This window comes from Bradyrhizobium sp. WSM2254 (genome assembly GCF_000472645.1).
GTDB lineage: Bacteria > Pseudomonadota > Alphaproteobacteria > Rhizobiales > Xanthobacteraceae > Bradyrhizobium > Bradyrhizobium niftali.
This window is the reverse complement of sequence record NZ_AXAB01000049.1, coordinates 60698-79498: the sequence shown is the minus strand read 5'-3', so window position 1 is coordinate 79498 and position 18801 is coordinate 60698. Positions and strand designations below refer to the sequence as shown.

20 protein-coding genes are annotated in these 18801 nt (G+C 62.7%); 11 read left to right on the top strand and 9 right to left on the bottom strand.

The annotated features are described in order from the left end of the window. Window positions 1-402: 402 nt before the first annotated feature. A complete protein-coding gene (locus tag A3M7_RS0130950) occupies window positions 403-702 on the top strand; it encodes a hypothetical protein (RefSeq protein WP_027547407.1) in 300 nt (99 codons plus the stop codon). Window positions 703-801: 99 nt separating this feature from the next. Here the strand turns inward: A3M7_RS0130950 and A3M7_RS0130945 are convergent, their stop codons facing one another. Beyond that, window positions 802-1209 carry a hypothetical protein gene (locus tag A3M7_RS0130945; protein ID WP_027547406.1) on the bottom strand — a complete coding sequence of 136 codons (408 nt, stop codon included), beginning with the start codon at window positions 1207-1209 and terminating at the stop codon, window positions 802-804. 462 nt (window positions 1210-1671) lie between these two features. Between A3M7_RS0130945 and A3M7_RS47390 the strand changes: the two genes are divergently transcribed. Next, on the top strand, window positions 1672-2265 hold the full coding sequence (locus A3M7_RS47390; protein WP_084302672.1) for a MarR family transcriptional regulator: 594 nt from the start codon (window positions 1672-1674) through the stop codon (window positions 2263-2265). Between the two features lie 490 nt (window positions 2266-2755). Here the strand turns inward: A3M7_RS47390 and A3M7_RS0130940 are convergent, their stop codons facing one another. Both A3M7_RS0130940 and A3M7_RS0130935 read right to left on the bottom strand, forming a co-directional pair. Then, complete coding sequence (locus A3M7_RS0130940) at window positions 2756-2965, bottom strand: hypothetical protein (protein ID WP_027547405.1); 210 nt, start codon at window positions 2963-2965, stop codon at window positions 2756-2758. A gap of 902 nt (window positions 2966-3867) precedes the next feature. Next, window positions 3868-4491 carry a TetR/AcrR family transcriptional regulator gene (locus tag A3M7_RS0130935; RefSeq protein ID WP_027547404.1) on the bottom strand — a complete coding sequence of 208 codons (624 nt, stop codon included), beginning with the start codon at window positions 4489-4491 and terminating at the stop codon, window positions 3868-3870. Window positions 4492-4612: 121 nt separating this feature from the next. Between A3M7_RS0130935 and A3M7_RS0130930 the strand changes: the two genes are divergently transcribed. Then, window positions 4613-5587 (top strand): alpha/beta fold hydrolase, encoded by a 975-nt coding sequence (locus A3M7_RS0130930; protein ID WP_027547403.1) that lies wholly within the window; start codon window positions 4613-4615, stop codon window positions 5585-5587. A 132-nt stretch (window positions 5588-5719) separates the two neighbouring features. Here A3M7_RS0130930 and A3M7_RS0130925 read toward each other — a convergent pair whose 3' ends face one another. Next, window positions 5720-5959, bottom strand: coding sequence for a hypothetical protein (locus A3M7_RS0130925; RefSeq protein ID WP_027547402.1), 240 nt, complete (start codon window positions 5957-5959; stop codon window positions 5720-5722). A 327-nt stretch (window positions 5960-6286) separates the two neighbouring features. Here A3M7_RS0130925 and A3M7_RS0130920 point away from each other — a divergent pair, with 327 nt between their 5' ends. The 4 genes from A3M7_RS0130920 to A3M7_RS0130910 all read left to right on the top strand — a co-directional run bounded on the left by A3M7_RS0130920 (window position 6287) and on the right by A3M7_RS0130910 (window position 9814). Beyond that, window positions 6287-7195, top strand: a complete 909-nt coding sequence (locus A3M7_RS0130920; protein WP_027547401.1) for a dihydrodipicolinate synthase family protein — start codon at window positions 6287-6289, stop codon at window positions 7193-7195. Window positions 7196-7215: 20 nt separating this feature from the next. Further along, window positions 7216-7422, top strand: a complete 207-nt coding sequence (locus A3M7_RS49000; RefSeq protein ID WP_156937020.1) for a hypothetical protein — start codon at window positions 7216-7218, stop codon at window positions 7420-7422. A 35-nt stretch (window positions 7423-7457) separates the two neighbouring features. Beyond that, complete coding sequence (locus tag A3M7_RS0130915) at window positions 7458-8429, top strand: SDR family oxidoreductase (protein ID WP_027547400.1); 972 nt, start codon at window positions 7458-7460, stop codon at window positions 8427-8429. Window positions 8430-8698: 269 nt separating this feature from the next. After that, window positions 8699-9814 (top strand): S9 family peptidase, encoded by a 1116-nt coding sequence (locus A3M7_RS0130910; RefSeq protein WP_027547399.1) that lies wholly within the window; start codon window positions 8699-8701, stop codon window positions 9812-9814. A gap of 15 nt (window positions 9815-9829) precedes the next feature. Here A3M7_RS0130910 and A3M7_RS0130905 read toward each other — a convergent pair whose 3' ends face one another. Beyond that, window positions 9830-10336: a MarR family winged helix-turn-helix transcriptional regulator gene (locus tag A3M7_RS0130905; protein WP_027547398.1), complete on the bottom strand. Its 507-nt coding sequence runs from the start codon at window positions 10334-10336 to the stop codon at window positions 9830-9832. A 408-nt stretch (window positions 10337-10744) separates the two neighbouring features. Between A3M7_RS0130905 and A3M7_RS0130900 the strand changes: the two genes are divergently transcribed. Further along, window positions 10745-12223, top strand: coding sequence for a porin (locus tag A3M7_RS0130900; RefSeq protein WP_027547397.1), 1479 nt, complete (start codon window positions 10745-10747; stop codon window positions 12221-12223). Between the two features lie 282 nt (window positions 12224-12505). Here the strand turns inward: A3M7_RS0130900 and A3M7_RS0130895 are convergent, their stop codons facing one another. The 3 genes from A3M7_RS0130895 to A3M7_RS0130885 all read right to left on the bottom strand — a co-directional run bounded on the left by A3M7_RS0130895 (window position 12506) and on the right by A3M7_RS0130885 (window position 14410). Further along, window positions 12506-12997 carry a GcrA family cell cycle regulator gene (locus tag A3M7_RS0130895; protein ID WP_027547396.1) on the bottom strand — a complete coding sequence of 164 codons (492 nt, stop codon included), beginning with the start codon at window positions 12995-12997 and terminating at the stop codon, window positions 12506-12508. 72 nt (window positions 12998-13069) lie between these two features. Then, window positions 13070-13267 carry a hypothetical protein gene (locus tag A3M7_RS0130890; RefSeq protein WP_007603456.1) on the bottom strand — a complete coding sequence of 66 codons (198 nt, stop codon included), beginning with the start codon at window positions 13265-13267 and terminating at the stop codon, window positions 13070-13072. A 201-nt stretch (window positions 13268-13468) separates the two neighbouring features. Further along, complete coding sequence (locus tag A3M7_RS0130885; RefSeq protein WP_027547395.1) at window positions 13469-14410, bottom strand: acetamidase/formamidase family protein; 942 nt, start codon at window positions 14408-14410, stop codon at window positions 13469-13471. A gap of 165 nt (window positions 14411-14575) precedes the next feature. Here A3M7_RS0130885 and A3M7_RS0130880 point away from each other — a divergent pair, with 165 nt between their 5' ends. The 3 genes from A3M7_RS0130880 to A3M7_RS0130870 are packed head-to-tail and all read left to right on the top strand — an operon-like array spanning window position 14576 to window position 17374. After that, entirely contained in the window at window positions 14576-15343 is a 768-nt protein-coding gene (locus A3M7_RS0130880; RefSeq protein ID WP_049823770.1) for a YdcF family protein, read from the top strand. A gap of 60 nt (window positions 15344-15403) precedes the next feature. Beyond that, window positions 15404-16186: a DUF169 domain-containing protein gene (locus tag A3M7_RS0130875; protein WP_027547393.1), complete on the top strand. Its 783-nt coding sequence runs from the start codon at window positions 15404-15406 to the stop codon at window positions 16184-16186. Between the two features lie 9 nt (window positions 16187-16195). Continuing rightward, complete coding sequence (locus A3M7_RS0130870; RefSeq protein WP_027547392.1) at window positions 16196-17374, top strand: trans-acting enoyl reductase family protein; 1179 nt, start codon at window positions 16196-16198, stop codon at window positions 17372-17374. Between the two features lie 138 nt (window positions 17375-17512). Here A3M7_RS0130870 and A3M7_RS0130865 read toward each other — a convergent pair whose 3' ends face one another. Then, on the bottom strand, window positions 17513-18709 hold the full coding sequence (locus A3M7_RS0130865; protein ID WP_027547391.1) for an FAD-dependent monooxygenase: 1197 nt from the start codon (window positions 18707-18709) through the stop codon (window positions 17513-17515). Between the last annotated feature and the right edge of the window lie 92 nt (window positions 18710-18801).

Sequence of the window (18801 nt, the reverse complement as noted above, 5' to 3'; positions counted from 1 at the left end):
CACGAGGCGCTCAGGACGAGTTCGTTCTGGCCGCCACCGCTCAGAACCTAAGGAGGCTCGCATCGCTGGTTGCGCGACCGCCACCCGCTCAGGCTCTGTGTATTGCGTAGCGTAAAAGTTGCGTAGAGAGCGCGGGGGCGCGGGACCAAACCCCGTCGCCCCAAGTGAAAATGCCGAACGATCCATCGCACACAGCCGACTTTTGCAACAAAATCGGCCCTTAGCCGAAGGTCGATTGAGCGCGTGTCATGTCGGCTGTCAGGGGCAAACCGGACGCCGATCCAACTTGGCGTCCACCGCTGCCTTTGACCCGACTCGGACCCTGCATCGTAGGGAAACGCTGTGAACCTCTGCGGCCACTCCTCGACCTAACCAGTGGGGGCTCAACGGAGGGATTAGGTCATGGCCATTGTACAATTTACACGCTTCAAGAGCGACAAACCTGAGGAAATGATCAAGACCGCCAAGCAGGCGAAGGCAATCTTCGAAAAGCATGGCGCAGAATTTCTTCGGCTTTCGCGGTTTCACACTGGTACGTGGGCTGGGGAGTTTCTTATCTCTACGCGCTATTCCAGTTGGGAAGTGTACGGGAAGGTACAGGAGGCAGTGGCAAAGGACGAGGCGTTCGCAAAGCTCTACGCGCACACAGCTACCTTTGCCGAATTGATGGGCCGTAACATCGTGGTCGGTATCGATCTCTGAGGCTCGACGCGATTGACCCGATGCGGTCCTGCACGCGGATGGCGCGTTGTCGCATGCGCCATCCGCTCCCACAATCGATCTCTTGCGAAGAAACGAGCGCTAAGCCTTCAGGTCGGTGATCCGCATAATCGCGACCACATTCCCGTCGTTGTAGGCCTGTTCTTTTGTTTCCTTGTTGCAGGTCCAGACAAAATTCTTCTTGCCCGTAAAGGTCTTTCCCTCCTGCTCAAGCCGAAGCTCCCCTTCGGTGATATGGCAGACCATGGCATTCATCATCGGGGGCCCCATGGTCTTCGACCCCGGCTGCATAATGATATCGCGCATTGAGACGGTCTTAAAACCTGGGATCAGGGATGGTGTTTCGCCTTCATATTCACGCACCACGACACCTGGCCAAGGCGTCGTATCCTTGTAGCTTGTGGCTTGAGCGGCGGCTGGCTTGACCATGGCAGCCGAAACTGCAGCCAACCCGATTCCCAGTGCGGACCTTCGATCGACCTTGCCCATCGCATTCCTCCCGACATTACTCGAACGCGCCGCCGCAAACGCAGCGCGCAAAATTCGTGGTGAACGGTGGTGCGAAACCGAAAAAAGAACGGTCTCTAAGAGGAGTGTGCCTGCCGATAGCACCAGTGCTGCTCGTTTGCCCGGACGGCGATTTCGGCACGTCCCGCTTCAAGGGGCAGTAGCATTCTACGTCACCTGACCCATCCTGGAAACAGGTGGCGTCACACGAAGACACTGCGGCCCCTAAGCAATGTCCGGAACTGGCCCCTAACTGACGTCTCCGGTGGCTTGCAGCATCGACCGCTTCTGACCCACTATCCGTTAGCCCGTGACTCGCGTTCAAGTCGGATTTTGTGAATGCACAATCACCAATTGCAAACCTTCGTATAGTCGTTCAACCCCGATTTACATGCAATGTAAGGTTCCGCCAGGTAAATCTGCCGGACTATGAGAGGGGCGGGGATGATCACGGCAGCGCGGCAAGCGGTCGATCTGTTGGTGCAAACGTCGAGCGGTTGGCATTTTGATGGCGCCCGGCACGGATTGACTGATCGAGAATGGATGGCGTTGAGACTTCTTGCTCGTGCAAACAGGTTCTCACGAACCCCGTCCGCGCTAGCCCAGTTCGTCGGCGCCTCTCGGGCCACCGCTTCTCAAACCGTCAAGCGTCTTGAAGGCAGGGGTTACCTTCAGCGCAAAAGCGCCGACCAAGACAAGCGCTCGGTCATCCTAGATGTGACGCCCCGAGGAGAGAAAATTCTTGCCAGCGATCCCATCGCACCGCTCATCCATGCCATTGCGACGCTTGAAGTTGGTGCAAACAACTTTCGCGACCTACTCAGTCAAATTTTGCGGCAGCTAGACGCGCGTCAAAATCGTCACCATACGAATAGTTGTAGACAGTGCATTTTCTTGACTGAAGCGGCATCCAACCGTGCGAGCAGGAAGCAGACTGAATACACATGCCGATTTTTTCGAGCCGATCTCACCGGAGCCGAGGTCGATCTTCTTTGCTTCAACTTCGAAGGACTGGGCAGCGGCGCACTCGAAGCATAGTTCTTCGGTCGAGAAGAGAGATTCGTCGTCCGAACAAGGCCGCCGTCTATGACGCGCAGCGACCCTGCCTCGCTGATCGCGCGGTAGGGCCGCCTGCCTCTCCGGGCTGGGGCTGGAAGGGGAAACCAGCCGTTGGCGAGTTCAATATATGCCGATGAAGTGGGAAAACATGACTGTCCAAAAGGGGCAATCCTTTGGAGCCCGGAGGGCCGGTCTTAGCGGACCGTGCACCGCAGCCACGAATCGACAGAACGGATCTGGCTGGGGTTTCCGTTCGTGCTGTTAGGACGCTGGCGTGATAGCAGGACGGTGATGAAGAACCCGCCTTCATGAAATGAAAGAGGCCGCCAACCGGGGCGGCCTTCTCTTACAGATTGAAGTACAGCATGGACGCAAGAACCGTCGAAAAGACGCCCAGTCCGATGATGGCAATTCTCAAAACTAGGTTGGCTGCCAAATGCACCTCCCTTGGTTTGCAAATCACCCAGAATCATACTCCTAGCTTTGGTGGCTGCAACCCGGGCGAGGTTAGCCATTCATCAATGTGGGCGGCGATGTCGGCTTCGCGGGCCTTCTTCAAAAGCTCTTCACGCTCCGCGGCCCCTGCCGGCGATTGACCTGCCTTTTCCCTCGCTAACCGCGCTTCTTCGATGAGCCGTTCGCCTATCGCTCTATCCTGTTTGAACCGGTGGCGTTTCATGAACGTCCTCCCGACTTGAAAGATCTGCTGCCTAAAAACGCTCAGGGAAGCGCGCGCGTTCCGTTGGGGTTGAACCTCACGCCGTATGTTCGTTTGGCGGAGCACCTGATTCGCAATCTGTCCTTAATCCAAAATAGCTACTGTCCGTAGCTAACCCTCAGTGTTTTAAGTTGAATTTCGAAACGTCCTAATTCAGGGCCCGGCCGGCCCCCTTGGGACAGGTCAAGGAATTCGGTCCCATAGAACACGCCGCGAACGCAAAGAACACATCGCTAAGCAGGGAACAAAAAAAGCCCCAGCTCGCGGGGATACGGGGGGCGTTGGAGCTGGGGCCACTCAGGGTGCCCTTGGGGAAGGGCATCGGGAAAACGTGGCAAACGCCCTGTCGTTCCTCACAAACAAGGGCCGCCGACTCGCCATCAGCGGCCCCGTCCGGGTTTCAATAGTTCCGAGATCAAATGGCCTAGCCAGCCCCGGATTGCCGATTTTTCCCGACCCTCAAGGTTCCCGCATTCACCTATGTGAATCGTCTAATCGATTTTTTCGCTGCCACAGCCGCAGCCGATGCTCCGACCATTTTTTCCAACTCATCTGTCGGGTGGATTGACCGTCGGCGTGGAGAGCGCCCCGGCCGGTGACGCATGCGCGGCGATCAGTAGCGGATGGCTGGTTGCGGGCGGAAAATCAACATGCCGAAAACAACCCCATGCACAGTAGCGAGGCCTTTGGCGGATAACGTTTTTCCGAATCGGTTTGACCCGTCGGGCAAAGCAGGGGCATGATGTCGTCATGCCGGTTCGTGGGATGAACGTCCGGAGCGGAGTTGTCGTCTCCCCGCGCCATGAAGCGTAACCTGTCCGCGCGGCCAGCAAGTCGCGCCCAAGCCCCCGACATCGTTCCACCTACCTCAAATACCCCACCACCATCCGCGTCGTCTCGTCCACCAGTGTCCGCACCGTCTTCTCCGTCAGCATCTCGGCGTGGTTCAGCACCGTGTTGTGCGCGACGGCCTCGATCGCGCTGACGCAGATGAAGGTGGCCAGCGCCGGATCGATCTTGCGCATCTCGTTGCGGCGGCTTTCGAGATAGGTGCGGACGAGGGTGTGGACCTCGCGGTTGAAGGCTTCGACGTCCCTAAGCTGGCCGGTACGCGGGATCTGCTCGGCGAGCACCCGATGCAGTTTCGGGTCGATGCGGTGGGCCTCGATCGCAACGGTCACGAGTTTTCGCACGGCCTTGTCGATCGGCAGGTCCGCGACCTCGGTCAGCGCTGAGCGGACGATGGCCATGATCTCCTCGTTGTGGCGGTCGATCACGGCGGCGACGAGCGCCTCCTTGCTCGGGAAATACTGGTAGAGCGAGCCGACGCTGACGCCGGCCACTTCGGCGATGCGGTTGGTGCTCGCCTTCTCAAAGCCTTCCTTGATCAGAATGCGAGCAGTTGCCTCGACCAGCGCGTCGACGGTGGCGCGGGATCGCTGCTGCGAGGCATTTTTCCGGGGTTTTGTGGGCGATTTTCTGGCCACGGCCTTGTGATCTGAATGCGAGTAGGAAAAGCGAGTGAATGCTCGCATTATACCCGCAAGTGGCGGCGGGTCGGCAAGCCTCTTCGTCGCCGTATCGAAAGAGCAAGATGGGGATGTGGCCATGAGCGTTGCCAGACTTGTGTCGGCATTTCAGTTCTGCCCAGGTGGCTGCGTGTTCGGTGCGCGGGCGCCGCGCGATCCCGCGCCGAGCCTGCAAAGCCGCGCCTTCAACCTGCTGCTGCGCCTTCTTCCGTTCAAGAAGCAGCTGGCATCAGCCGAAGCAGTGCAGGCACATGTGCAGAAGCTCGCATTGGAGCCGGCCTCGTTCGAGCCGACGGGACTTGGCCGCGGCGTTGAGGCAACGCTGACGAAGATGGGCGGATGGCCGGTCTATTACACCGCGCCGTCAGCGGGACACGAGGACTGCAACTACGTCATGTTCCTGCATGGCGGCGGCTTCATCAACGAGATCGTGCCCGCGCATTGGCGCTTCGTCGGCCAGATGACGCGGCAGGCGAACGTCTGCTGCGTCGTGCCGATCTATCCGCTTGCGCCGCGCGCCACCGCCAAGGATGTCGTGCCGGGGACGGCCGAGCTGTTGCGGATGCTGCTGGAAGATGCCGGGCCCGCAAAGGTCACGGTGGTCGGCAATTCGGCCGGCGCGGCCCTTGCGCTCGCCGCCTGCCAGTGGCTGCGCGATCGCGGACATCGGCAGCCAAACCTGATGGTGCTGATCTCGCCTGCGGCGGATGCGTCGGTCAGCCGTCCGGAGCAGGTCGAGATCGCGGCGCGCGATCCGATGCAGGACATTCCGGGGATCCTCGAGGCGGGACGCCTCTATGCCGGCGAGCTCGATGTCGGCCATCCCTTCGTCAGCCCGCTCAACGGCGCGTTCCGTTCGCTGCCGCCAATGACGATCTTCTCGGGCACGCGCGATCTGCTTTACCCCGACAGCGTCGATCTTGCGGAGCGGGCGAGGGCCGTGGGTGTGCCGGTCGAGCTGCATCTGCTCCGTGACCAGCCGCACAATTATGCGCTGATGCCGACGCCGGAGGGGCGGCAGGCGCGTGCGATCATCTTGCGCGCAATTGCCTGAGGGGAGAGCGTGACGATTGTCACAAAGCGCGCCGCCACGGTGGGCTGGGCGCTAGCGGTGCCCGCGCGGAGGAGAAAGGCGGCCCCCGGGGCGTTTCCTCGGTCGTCTTGGTATCAGTAGTTTTGCGGGGCCTTAGGCGTGGCCCTTGATCTCGTAGTGACCCGGCACGCATTTGTAGCGCTCGAGGCGCCAGTTGGCGTGATAGATCGGATGCTCGCCCATCCATTTCGCAAGCGGTGCCTGTGCACCGATTGCACACTGCATCATCGACATTTCGGGCGTCATATTGCTGTCGGTCACGATCTCCTCGACACAAGCGCCCGAGGCAGATGCACCAAGCCGGCAGAGCACGGCAACGACGGTCACGAACATTCCTGTCACCTCATCGGTAGTTTCTGACCACGAAGAGGATGCAAGCGGAGTGCCAGAGCCTGTGACACAAACGACACGCTGGCCTGACCGACTCAACCTAGCGTCCACCTTCATTTGGCGATTCGGATTGTAAAAAAATTGCCATTAACCCGAAGCCGGACAAATACGGGGAACCCGCAGGAACCCCCAGGAATGATCAATTGTCAGGGCCGCGCCGCGTATGAGCCACTTCACAAGGCCCGCACGGCCGATACGATTCATGGCGTTGCGGGCACTCGTCAAAAGAGCGGGGCTGCCGCAACACCACAGGAAACGCGAGGGCAGACCATGAAGGTACGACCGACCGGCGTGATCCCGCCGATGACGACGCCTTTCCGGAAGGACGGCGAGATCGATTTCGGGCTCGTGGCGCCCCAGGTGGACTGGATGATCGGCGCCGGCGCCCATGGTGTTGCCGCCGGAGGTTCGACCGGCGAAGGACACACGCTCGATCACGAGGAATATCGCGATCTGGTGGCCGCGACGGTGGAGGCGGTGAAGGGGCGCATTCCCGTGATCGCCGGCATCATCGTGGACTCCACGCGCGATGCGATCCGCCGCGGCAAGCTGGTCCGCGACATGAATGTCGCCGCGCTCCAGGTCACGCCGGTGCACTACCTGTTCAAGCCGGACGAGGAGGCGATGGTGGCGCACTTTCGCGCCATCGCCGACGAGACCGGCATGCCCATCATCATCTACAACGTGGTGCCGTGGTCCTATCTGTCGCCGGCGCTGCTGACGCGGATCATGACCGAGGTGCCGCTGGTCGTCGGCGTCAAACAGAGCGCGGGCGATCTCAAGCTGTTTGCCGACCTGATGATGATGGCGCCTGACAAGCTGATCTACAGCGCGGTCGATGCCTTGATGTATCCGTCCTACACGCTCGGGGCCCACGGCTCGATCGCCGCGATCCTGACCGCGGCGCCGCATGCCTCCGTCGCGCTGTGGGATGCGGTGAAGGCGGGCGACCATCCGCGCTCGCTCGACCTGCACAAGAAGCTGCTGACGCTGTGGAATGCTGTCATCGCCGACAATCTGCCGGCCTGCACGCGCCATGCGCAGACGCTCCAGGGCCTGCCCAGGACATATCCGCGCGCGCCGATGCCGGAGGCATCGAGCGCGCAGCAGGCCGCGATCCGCAAGGCGCTGGAGGCACTCGGTGCGTTGGGCGGGCCGCGCGTCGAGGCGGCCGAATAGTCCGTCCGCCGAAATAATCGATGGCGAAGATGGCAGCGCCGATCCGCTTTTACCTGCGGATGCGGCGCTGCTACATTCTGCGCGCGCCGCGATCAGCGGCGCCAAAGCGCGATGAGATTGGGATGAATCGTCATCGCGCTTCAGGTTATCGTTTGAGCATGATCTCTTCGGAAAACCGCTTCACACTGTGCGCTAACGCGGCCCTCCGGGTCCGGATCATGCTCTGAAGAAACAAACCGACAAGGGAGGGGCCGAAAGTCCCATGAAGGATTTTGCAGGAAAGATCGCGGTCATCACCGGCGGCGGCACGGGAATGGGGCGCGAGCTCGCGCGGCAGCTCGTGGCCGAGGGCTGCAATGTCGCAATGTGCGACGTCTCGGAGGCCGCGATGGCCGAGACCAAGCGGCTCTGCGAGGTCGAGAAGCTGCCGCAGGGCCTGCGCGTCACGACGCATGTCGCCGACGTCGCGATCGAGGATCAACTGAAGCGTTTTCGCGACGAGCTCGCCGAACAGCAGAAGACCGACCGGATCCATCTTCTGTTCAACAATGCCGGTATCGGTGGCGGCGGCAGCCTGTTCACCAACACGCGCGAGCAGTGGGAGCGCACCTTCAACATCTGCTGGGGCGGGGTCTATCTCGGCGTGCGCACCTTCCTGCCGATGCTGGTCGCGGCGGACGAGGCCCACATCGTCAACACCGCGAGCGTCAACGGCTTCTGGGCCTCGATCGGTATGAACCAGGCGCACACCGCCTACAGCTCGGCCAAGTTCGCGGTGAAGGGATTTACCGAAGCGCTGATCAACGACCTCCGCCTGCACGCGCCGCACGTCAAATGCTCGGTGGTGATGCCCGGCCATATCGGCACCTCGATCGTCTCAAATTCGCGCAAGGTGCAGAGCATGGACGGGTCGGAGCGGCTCAACGCCGACGAGGTCGCGCTGACCCGCAAGCGCATGGTCGCGGCCGGCGTGCCAGATGCCGACAAGATGTCGGACGAGGATATCCAGGCGGCGTTCGCCGAGCGGGCCCGCAGCTTCCTGGAGGATGCGCCGACGACGGCTGCGCAAGCCGCGAAGATCATCCTTGACGGGGTGAAGGCCGAGCGCTGGCGCATTCTCGTGGGCGAGGACGCCGGGCGCCTTGACGAGCGCGTCCGCGCCACGCCGGAGCAAGCCTATGATCGCGCCTTCTACGAAAGTTTGATCCAGGAGGTCGGCTGGCGGCTCGGCTGAACCGGTTGGCCCAGTCGGCGAAGGCGCGGCTATATGGGTATGATGATCGTCATGGCAAGAGGCGCGCAGGTAATTTCACGTGCCACCTCTTGCCAACATTCGTTGCCACATGACGAATTGCAATGTCACGCATGGACATGGTCTGTCGTTCAAGCATCGTTCAAGTGATGGTGATGTCAAACGGGCCGCGTTCGGCGCGCCCCAGCTTGGTTGGCGAATTAAAATAGTTTAATGAATCGGGGGTAACGCGATGATAGAGCGCAGCTCCGATGATACCCGCATGCCTCTCTGACGACTGGACCCTGTGCCCGGAGAGAGAGGACATCTCCGCTGAATTTACGCGGCTCCTGACCGCAGCCCAGGAGGGCGGCGCCACGATCGCGGAATGCCTGATGATCGCGCGGCAGCTCAAACGCGACGACGAGCAATCCTGGCATCGCGAGTGGAAGCGGCTCGCGCAGGCCAACCGCCAGCGCGCCGAGGCCGCGTTCGCGGAGGGCCACATGGCGACCGCGCAGCGCAACTGGCTGCGGGCGATGAACTACTACGGCGCAGCGGCGATGCCGCTCGATAGGGCCGACGAGCGCCGCTGGGTTGCGGTGCTGGCGATGCAGGAATGCGCCCGCCGCTACCTCGCTGCGCGCGCGCCGGCCGGCGAGGTCGTGACGATTCCCTGGGTCGACGATCATTCCTTGCAGGGCTATTTCCTGCCCGCGCCGTCGGCGAGCGGACGGGCCCCGACTGTGATCTGCATCGGCGAGCCGGGACACCGCAAGGAGGAATTCCTGTTCAAGCTCGCGCCGCATGCGCGCGAGCGCGGCTTGTCGATGCTCGCGCTGGACCTGCTCGGCGACCAGCGCGACGATTATGCCGATACGCTCTTGCAGCGCCGCGACCTCGAGAGCTCGATCGCGAGCGTCATGGACTATCTGGAAACGCGCGGCGACGTCGATTTCGATCGCGTCGCCATCGTGGCGGACGGGTGGGGATCCTCTTTCGTGGCGCGCGCGGTGTTGCAGGAGCCGCGGCTCGCCGCCGCCGTCTGCGATGGCGGCCTGTGGGATCTGCACGAACGATCCTTCTTCGCCAGCCGCTTCGCGATCAGCGACCTCAGCATCGTTCCGGTGCCGCATGCGCCGCTGATGGCCTCCAGCGCCGACTGCCCTGTGCTGATCACGCTCGGCGAGGATGGCTGGCTCAAGGCCGACCGGGCGCGTCAGATCGTCCAGAAGTCCCGGCTCGGCAGCTCCGATATCGTGCTGAAGGTGTTCACCGCGACGGAGACCGGCGCGGCGCAGGCCCATGCGGACAATCCGAGCCTGGCCAACGAATACATCTTCGACTGGCTGGAATCGCGACTGGGCGCCGTCGGCCGGCGGACCTGAGCGCGGGCGAGCGGCTCAGAAGTCGAGCGATATCCTGACGCAGGCTTTTTCGAGCCGGTTCTTCAGCGTCGCGAGCTTGGTGGTGAATTCCGTCAGCTCGTTCTCGTCGAACTCCTCGAAGACGAATTCGCGAATCGTCTTGTACTGCTCGTTGAGGCTCGCAATGTGCTTCTGGGTCTTGTCGACGAGTGACAGCCGCACGACCCGGGCGTCGGTCGGCGAGGGCCGCCGGCGGAGCAAGCCCTTCTTCTCCAGGAGCTTGGACTGGGTGGTGACGAACGAGGGATCGACGTGGAGCAGCTTGGAGACCATGTTGACGGGCACGCCGTCGTCCTTGTCGAGATCGGAGATCGCCATCAGGATCAGCCATTGCGGGCCGCTGATGCCGAGCGTTCTCGCCCAGAACTGACGCAGCTCCTCCAGATACATGTTGATCGACGATATCTCCCAGGTGAAGCGCCTGATGATGTCGAGATTGCCGATGGGACGAGATCGCGTTGCCTCCTTCCTCGACGTGGACATCCCTGTGCTCCCGGTTCGACATTCGCCGCTGGCGCTTTGACGATCATTGTTCACGCAAGTCTGCCCTGACGCAAGTGCAGGGCAAGGTAATTGTGTCAGTCATTTTACAAATATGAGCTGATCAGCAAATAGGCTGCGTGGACGATTGTGTTGCGCCTGCGACACAATGCGGCTGGAATCCAATAGCTGACCTAATAAACTATTTTAATTAGCGAAGAGACGTATGCATATTGGATTCGGCGGTGGGGGAATCTCAATCGTCCCGTTGCAGGTGGTTCGCTCAAGTCCCTCGCGTCGATGCGGTGGGTCCGAAATCGCGAAGCCCCCAGAGCGGTTTTGAAAGCGAAAGAGCCTAGGGGCCGCGAATGGTTCGAGCTCCTTCGCACATGAGCAACTTGGAGATTGAATATGAAATTGGTGAAGAGCCTCTTGCTCGGCTCAGCGGCGGGTCTGATCGCCGTGAGCGGGGCGCAGGCGGCCGATCTTCCCGTGAAGGCCAAGGCGGTCGAATACGTGAAGATCTGCTCCCTGTACGGTGCCGGATTCTACTACATGCCGGGCACTGACACCTGCATCAAGTTCGGCGGCTATCTGCGCGCCGATGCGGTCCTTGGCGGCGCAGGCGATTACAATTTCCAGCAAGGCGCGAACGCTGGCTCGAACAACCGTCTGACCAACTACTATATGAGCCGCGCTCGTTTCGACTTCAACGTCGACACGCGCACGGCGACCGAGTACGGCGTGGTGCGCACCTATGCCGACATGGTCTTTACCTGGGATTCCCAGTCGGTCACCGGCAGCAACCCGTCGACGTTCTCGACCGGTTCGGCCGCACTCGGCCTCTACCATGCGTTCATCCAGTTCGCCGGCTTCACCTTCGGCCGCACGGTCTCGATCTTCGATGCTCCGTGGCAGAGCTATCCGGCTGGCGGTCCCGACACCATTCCGGGCGGTTCGAACCACACCAACGGTGTGAACCAGGTTGCCTACACGGCTGACTTCGGCCAGGGCATCACTGCTTCGTTCGCCTTGCAGGATGAGACGACGGCGACCAACGGCCAGTCGAACCTCTGGAACGTGTCGTCGGGTACGGCCGCTCAGTTCGTGACGGGCGTCTACGGTGCCAACGCCTGGGGTGGCACGCGTTCGCCTGACATCATCGGTCAGGTGCGCGTCGACCAGGCCTGGGGTCTGGCCCAGCTCTCGGTTGCCGCACATGACCTCCACACGGCCTACTACGGCGCGACGGAATCCACGGGTCACCCCTCTGACAAGTGGGGCTGGGCTGTGCAGGGCTCTTTGGCGATCAAGAACATCCCGACCGGTGCGGGCGACGTCATCAACCTGCAGGCCGTCTACACGGACGGTGCAACGCGCTACAATTTCCAGAGCCTGTTCCCGCAGAGCTTCTTCATGTTCAGCGGTAGCGGCAACGGCGCGTATCAGAGCACCGGTTTCGCCGGTCTTTCCGACGGCGTCTTCGGAGCCGGTACCGGCATCGATACCGTCAAGACCTGGGGCGTCCGCGGTGGCTATACCCACAACTGGAGCCCGAACTGGGCGAGCGCCGTCTACGGTGGCTATGCTCAGCTGAAGTACGGCGATACGGGCAAGGCCCTGATCTGCACCAACTTCGCTGCGATCGCCGTGGCCGGTGCGACCTGCAATCCGGACTTCAACTTCGCGGTCGTCGGTGTCAACACCGTGTGGACTCCGGTCAAGAACCTGGCGTTCACTGCCGACCTGAGCTGGTCGCGTCTGGACCAGAAGTACTCTGGCTCCATCGCGAGCCCGGGCATTGCCACCGCTGCGAAGCCGGCGGCCGTGTACGAGCTGAAGGACCAGAACTCGGTCACCATGCTGCTGCGCGCTCAGCGCAACTTCTAATCATCGATCTTTCAGATCGATCTCGGAGAGCCCCGGCGGAAAACTGCCGGGGCTTTCTTGCTACTGGATGCAGGCTTCGACAATCCGGAAAAGCGCGCTGCACGGGACGAAGACGAGCTATGCGAATCCATCGCCGCCAAATTTATTTACTTACCTGAGTTACTCAGCTATATAGTCGGAGGCCGAAATATCAAAATCACGGCTCTTGGCTTCACGCTAAGCCTCTCGAAACCTCCGGCAATGCCCTGCCGGAGGTTTTTGTTTTGTGATGAGCTTGCGGCCTCAGCCGCGTGCGAGGCGCGCGCGCGAGTTCGGCCGGTAGGCGAGGCGGCTGTGGCCGGCGCAATAGGACTGGCCGTCGGGCGCAGTATTGCCGCAGAAGCAGAAATCGTCTGCGCCCGGCGTCGAAATCGGCCAGCGGCAGCGGTTCTCGGAGAGCTCCATCAGCGAGCAGCGATTGGCGTCGTCGATCGGACCTGCGACCACGGGCGCGTCGGTCTCGCCGTAGATGGTGGCGAGCATCTCGTATTGCAGCCGCGGCACCGCCCTCGACGCGCGCGCCGGCGCAAAGCTCCTGTCCTGAATCTTGCGGTCGTCGACCGTACGTCCGCGCGTGAGGTTCAGCCGGGACAGCTTGCCGATCACGGCATTGCGGCTGACGCCGATGTCGGCGGCGATCTCGCGGCAGGAGAGGCCGGCCTCGAAGTGCCGCTTCAGAAGTTCGATTCGTTCGTCGGTCCAGGTCGGTGAAGAAGTCGGTGAGAGAACAGGCATTTGTAACGGTCCCAGGTTGCAGATGTCGGCCATCCGCCTCTCGAGATCGTCCGCCTCACGTCCGGCGCGCGCTCACGTCCTGCCATTGTCGCGAATCGACAAAAGCCCGTCCTTGATGGCGAGACGGATGCCTTCCTCGATCAATGTCCGTGCGACGCCGGGAACGCTGGTGCCGTGGGTGCCCTGTCTCACCAGCTTCTCCAGATAGGTGATGGTCGAGAGCGCCAAGGTTACGGGAATGCGGTCAGTCTCGGCTTTTTCGGTGGCCATGGCCCGAACGCTAGCCTCTTACTCGGGTACATAAAAGTAACGATTAAGACTCTATTTAGGTTCGATGGGGGAAGTCAAATCCCGTGAAAGGCGACGGTTCAGCCCCTTGGAATCGCTTGAGAAATTTGGCATGGCGCAGCGCGCCGCGCGAGCGATCGCGCGGCGGCTTGACGTCAACAGGTCAGGGAAGGCGGGGCCGGCTCAGCCGTGCACGATCGCCTTTTCGATCATGCAATGGATGCCCTTGGAGCCGTTGACGGTCTGGGTCACCCGCAGATCGGCCGCCAGGCTGCACAGCGTGTAGGCGTCCTCGCGCGACAGGTTTCGCGTCTCGCCGAGCAGCGCGATCATGTCGCGCAGCGCGCGCACCACGCACTGGTCGAGATCGGGGTCCATCGCCATGGTCATGTAGTGCGTCGGCGTCTCGGCACGGGGGTAGTCGAGCCCGAGGTCCTTGCGCAGCGTCAGGCGGAAGCGGCCCTGGAGCGCGGTCTCGATCGCGGTGACGCAGACCTCGCCGTCGCCCTGCGCGCCGTGGCCGTCGCCGCAGGAGAACAGCGCGCCCGGGACGAACACCGGCAGATACAGTGTCGCACCGGCGCCGAGTTCCTTGTTGTCGAGATTGCCGCCCATGGCGCGCGGGACCAGCGAGGAGATGCGGCCCCAGGCCGGCGGTGGCGAGACGCCCATCACGCCGAAGAACGGCTTGAGGGGCAGGTCGAGGCCCCAGGGCATGCGGCCCACCATCCGCGTCCGGTCCAGCGGGATGTTGACGATGCGCGTCTCGTGGAAATCGTCGGGCAGGGTGCCGGCCAGCGGCTTGATCAGATTCCAGCCCCAGTCCTGCCGGAGCTGGACGTCCAGGATCTCGACCGCGAGCACGTCGCCGGGTTCGGCCCCCTCGACCGCGATCGGCCCGGTGAGGATGTGGCCGGGCAGCATGCGCTCACTCTTCGCGTGGACCTCGTGCATCTCCGGCGGAATGTGAAATTTGTCGCGGTCGGGCAGCACGTCCGGGCTGCCGCTGATGGTGTCGACCGTCACCTCGTCGCCGCTTTTGATCGTCAGCACTGGCTGGAGCGCGGCTTCGAAGAAGCCCCAATGGCAGGTTTCGGGGCTGGAATGCAGGTGATGATGGGTCATTTGCCGCGTCCGTTCGGTTTTGCTTGTTATGCCCGGGCTTGACCGGGCGATCGATCCTCTTTCAAGAAGATTGAAGATGGACGGGCCGGTCAAGCCCGCGCATGACACGATCATTCCAGCGAGGCTCCCCTGTATTTCGTTCTTTCCAAGACTCTCGGCATTGCGCTGCTGCCGATCAATCTTCTGGTCGAGCTCGGAATCCTGTCGCTGGTGCTGATGCTGACGCGCTTTGCGGCGCTCGGCCGCAAGCTTGCGGTGATCACGCTGGTCCTGCTGGCACTCGCCGCGTCCTCGCCGCTCGGCAATCTTCTGCTTTATCCGCTGGAGTCGCGCTTTCCGGCATGGGATGCGTCGCGCGGTGCGCCCGACGGCATCATCGTGCTCGGCGGCTCCGTCGACACCGATCTGTCGGCGGCGCATCGCACGCCGGTCGTTTCGCATGCGGCCGACCGTCTGCTGGCGGCGGCCGAGCTGGCGCGCCGCTACCCCAATGCGCGCATCGTCTTCACCGGCGGCACGGCGAACCTCGTCTCGACCGAGAGCAGGGAGGCCGACTATTCCGCGCCGATCCTGGAAGGTCTCGGCATACCCAAGGAACGCCTGATCCTCGAGCGGGACTCTCGCAACACCTGGGAGAATGCGATCTTCACCAAGCAATTGGTGGCACCAAAGCCGGGCGAGCGCTGGCTCCTGGTGACGTCGGCCTTTCACATGCCGCGTTCGATGGGGATCTTTCGCAAGGCCGGGTTTGACGTCGAAGCCTATCCCGTGGATTGGCGAATGGGCGGGCGTGACGATCTCTTCACGTTCACCCGCGTCAGCGGGGACGGTCTCGCCAGGATCGACGTGGCGGTGCGCGAATGGATCGGCCTGTTGACTTACCGTGTCATGGGCCGGACCGGCGAGTTGCTTCCGGGGCCGGGCAAGGACTAGAACGAGAGGCGCAAATCAAGAACACAACACCGGCGCTCGATCGCCGGCCCGGAGGACGCCATGCAACAGCAGAGCGCTGAGAAGATCGATCTTGCCGGCCTCGTCGCCGATCTCAACAGCCTGCTGCGGCTAAAGACCACGGTGATCGGCATGAAGCTGTTCGCACGTGCCGCGGACATGGAGGCGATCCCGAAAATCCGGCGGCCGAATGCGATCCACACCACCGACCAGATCGTCAGCATGGCCGCGCGTCTGGGCTGGACCGTCGGCATCACCGCCGACGATCTCGTAGGTAGCCAGTGCCGCGCGGTGATCGGCCTGGCGCCGCAGGACGACAAATGGCTCGCCGGCGAAAATTATGTCGGGGTCTGGCACGGCACGGCGGAGGACGCACGCAAGCGCCAGGAGGCGCTCGACGTGGTGCCGTTCGGGCACTATCAGGCGCTCGCGGTCAGCCCGCTCGCCAGCGGCCGGCTCGACCCGCCCGATATCTGTCTCGTCTATGCGACGCCCGGGCAGATGATCATCCTGATCAACGGCCTGCAATATACCGGCTACAAGAAGTTCGAATGGGGCGTGGTCGGGGAGACCGCTTGCGCGGATTCGTGGGGGCGGGCGCTCAAGACCGGGGAGCCCAGCCTGTCCTTGCCATGCTATGCCGAACGGCGCTATGGCGGCGTGCCGGACGAGGAGATGCTGATGGCCCTGAAGCCCGAGCATCTCGCCAAGGCGACCCTGGGCATGAAGGCGCTGGCGAAGAACGGCCTGCGTTATCCGATTCCGCCCTATGGCATTCAAAGCGACGTCCGTGCCGGCATGGGCGTGAGTTACGCGAAAAAGTAAAGGCCAGTCATGAGCTCTGCGAAATTCGACATCGTCGTCTACGGTGCGACCGGCTTCACCGGCCAACTCGTCGCCGAATATCTGGCGGCGCACTACAAGGATGACAAGGCGCTGAAATGGGCGATGGCGGGCCGCAGCCTCGACAAGCTGAAATCGGTACGCGAGGCGATCGGCGCGCCCGCGGATACGCCGCTGATCGTGGCCGATGCGTCCGATGCCGCCTCGCTGAAGGCAATGGTCGCGCAGACCAAGTCGGTGATCACGACGGTCGGTCCGTATCAACTCTATGGCGAAGTCCTGCTTGCGGCCTGCGTTGCTGGCGGCACGGATTATTTCGACCTCTGCGGCGAGCCCGTCTGGATGCGGCAGATGATCGACAAGTACGAGGCGGCGGCCAAGGCGAGTGGCGCGCGCATCGTGTTCTCCTGCGGCTATGATTCCGTGCCGTTCGAGCTCGGCACGTTCTTCGTGCAGGAAGAGGCCAGGCGCGTGTTCGGCGCGCCGGCTGCGCGCGTGAAGGGGCGTGTGCGCGACATGCGCGGCACGCTGTCAGGCGGCACCGCGGCAAGCGCGAAAGCGACTTTCGATGCGGTCGCCAAGGATCTCAGCCTTGTCGCCATTCTCAACGATCACTTCGCGCTGACGCCCGGCTTCACCGGCCCGAAGCAGCCGAAGGGCAACCGAGCAGCTTATGAGGAGGATCTGCAGTCCTGGACCGCGCCGTTCATGATGGCGCTGATCAACACGCGCAACGTCCATCGCTCCAACATGCTGATGGGCTTTCCCTACGGCCGCGAGTTCGTCTACGACGAGATGGTCCTGACCGGCCCCGGCGAGAAGGGCGAGGCCAATGCGAAGCGCGTGATGGCCGCCAACGCCGAGAAGACCGGTCCGAATGCGCCGAAACCGGGCGAGGGGCCGTCGAAGGAAGAGCGCGAGAAGGGGCTGTTCAATCTGCTCTATGTCGCGGTCGCGCCCGACGGCCGCATGGTCCGCGCCGGCGTCACCGGTGACCGCGATCCCGGCTACGGCTCGACCTCGAAGATGATCTCCGAATGCGCGATCTGCCTGCTGCGCGACACGCCGGACGTCGCCGCCGGCATCTGGACGCCGGGCGCGGCGATGCAGCACAAGCTGATCCAGCGGCTGCAGGAGCATGCGGGGCTGACGTTCGGGGTGGAGAAGTAGGCGCAGTTGCGCGCCACGGACGCTGTCATGCCCCGCGAAGGCGGGGCATCCAGTACGCCGCAGCCTCTCGGTTCTAGCCGCATTGTCTCTGGAATACTGGATCGCCCGCCTTCGCGGGCGATGACACCGTGATTGTGGCTACACCGCCCGCGCGTCATAGGCGTACATGAAGTCCATGCCCTTTGCGCCCAACGGCAAGAACCATTTCATCATCTGATTTCTGACCCACGCGCCGGTGGCGCTGAACTCGCGCTTGCTGTTGCCGTTGCGGCGCGCCATCGCGACGATCTTCTCGGTGCGCGGGCGCCGCTCGGCCTCGAAAGCCTGGAAGGTGGCGCCGAGCTCCTGTCCGTCCTGCATCAGGCGCGCAAGCCGCATCGCATCTTCCAGTGCGAGCGAAGCGCCCTGGCCGGCATGGGGGCTGGTCGCATGCGCGGCATCGCCGATCAGCAGCGAGCGCTTGCGCGACCAGGTCGGCAGGGTCGCGACATCGAGCGTGTCGGTGACCACGATGTTCTCGGCCGCCTCGATGATGTCGGGGATCGGATCGTGCCAGCCGCGATGGAAGCCGCGCAGATGCTGCTTCAGCGTCGACGCATCGAGCGCGCGGAACATCGCCGCGTCCATGCCGTGCGCGGGCTGCGTGCTCCACCACATCACGCCGTCGTTCGGATCCGGGCTGCAATAGCCGTAGCCGAAAAAACCGCTCTGGCCGAACGTGGTCTCGACGTGCCGGCCGATCGGCCTGCCGTCGAGCACGGCGTGCGGCACGAAGCCGCCGAAGCCGATCAGGCCGGTGTCGAAGGGCCGGGGGCCGTCCGGCACCACCTGGCGTCGCGTGATGGAATGCACGCCGTCGGCGCCGATCAGGAAGTCGCCTTCGGCGGTGGTGCCGTCGGCAAAATAGGCGATGATCGGCTGGTCGCCGCGATCCTCGATCTTGATCAGGCGCTTCTCGAAATAGAGCGAGACGCAGGCGCACCAGGCCTTGTCGATCAGCATCTCGTTCAGCGTGGCGCGGCACACGTTCACCGCGGGCTGGCCGAAGCGACGCTCCATATCGCGATTGATCGAGCCGAGCTTTCGGCCTTCCTGCGAATAGAAGTCGAAGGATTCCGCGACCGAGCCGCGGGTGATCAGCTCGTTTGCGAGCCCGATCTCGTCCATCACATGCATGCCGTTCGGCGCGATCTGAAGGCCGCCGCCGATTCCCTTCGAATAGGGCCAGGCCTCGTAGATCGCGGACTCGATGCCGGCGCGGCGGAGCAGGATCGCGGCGACAGGCCCGGCGATGCCGGCGCCGATGATCAGGGCCTTGCGGGGACGGTTGGACATGGCGGCTTGCTCCCGACGTTTCCGTGGTGCTAGGAGAAATTACGGTCACTAAATCTCTTAGTGGCTAAGATATATATCGACTAAGATATGAG

Bases quoted from the DNA above. Each gene is read 5' to 3' on its own strand.
- A3M7_RS0130950 (WP_027547407.1), top strand. From the start codon at position 403: ATGGCCATTGTACAATTTACACGCTTCAAGAGCGACAAACCTGAGGAA.
- A3M7_RS0130945 (WP_027547406.1), bottom strand. From the start codon at position 1,209: ATGGGCAAGGTCGATCGAAGGTCCGCACTGGGAATCGGGTTGGCTGCA.
- A3M7_RS47390 (WP_084302672.1), top strand. From the start codon at position 1,672: ATGATCACGGCAGCGCGGCAAGCGGTCGATCTGTTGGTGCAAACGTCG.
- A3M7_RS0130940 (WP_027547405.1), bottom strand. From the start codon at position 2,965: ATGAAACGCCACCGGTTCAAACAGGATAGAGCGATAGGCGAACGGCTC.
- A3M7_RS0130930 (WP_027547403.1), top strand. From the start codon at position 4,613: ATGAGCGTTGCCAGACTTGTGTCGGCATTTCAGTTCTGCCCAGGTGGC.
- A3M7_RS0130925 (WP_027547402.1), bottom strand. From the start codon at position 5,959: ATGTTCGTGACCGTCGTTGCCGTGCTCTGCCGGCTTGGTGCATCTGCC.
- A3M7_RS0130920 (WP_027547401.1), top strand. From the start codon at position 6,287: ATGAAGGTACGACCGACCGGCGTGATCCCGCCGATGACGACGCCTTTC.
- A3M7_RS49000 (WP_156937020.1), top strand. From the start codon at position 7,216: ATGGCGAAGATGGCAGCGCCGATCCGCTTTTACCTGCGGATGCGGCGC.
- A3M7_RS0130915 (WP_027547400.1), top strand. From the start codon at position 7,458: ATGAAGGATTTTGCAGGAAAGATCGCGGTCATCACCGGCGGCGGCACG.
- A3M7_RS0130910 (WP_027547399.1), top strand. From the start codon at position 8,699: ATGATACCCGCATGCCTCTCTGACGACTGGACCCTGTGCCCGGAGAGA.
- A3M7_RS0130905 (WP_027547398.1), bottom strand. From the start codon at position 10,336: ATGTCCACGTCGAGGAAGGAGGCAACGCGATCTCGTCCCATCGGCAAT.
- A3M7_RS0130900 (WP_027547397.1), top strand. From the start codon at position 10,745: ATGAAATTGGTGAAGAGCCTCTTGCTCGGCTCAGCGGCGGGTCTGATC.
- A3M7_RS0130895 (WP_027547396.1), bottom strand. From the start codon at position 12,997: ATGCCTGTTCTCTCACCGACTTCTTCACCGACCTGGACCGACGAACGA.
- A3M7_RS0130890 (WP_007603456.1), bottom strand. From the start codon at position 13,267: ATGGCCACCGAAAAAGCCGAGACTGACCGCATTCCCGTAACCTTGGCG.
- A3M7_RS0130885 (WP_027547395.1), bottom strand. From the start codon at position 14,410: ATGACCCATCATCACCTGCATTCCAGCCCCGAAACCTGCCATTGGGGC.
- A3M7_RS0130875 (WP_027547393.1), top strand. From the start codon at position 15,404: ATGCAACAGCAGAGCGCTGAGAAGATCGATCTTGCCGGCCTCGTCGCC.
- A3M7_RS0130870 (WP_027547392.1), top strand. From the start codon at position 16,196: ATGAGCTCTGCGAAATTCGACATCGTCGTCTACGGTGCGACCGGCTTC.
- A3M7_RS0130865 (WP_027547391.1), bottom strand. From the start codon at position 18,709: ATGTCCAACCGTCCCCGCAAGGCCCTGATCATCGGCGCCGGCATCGCC.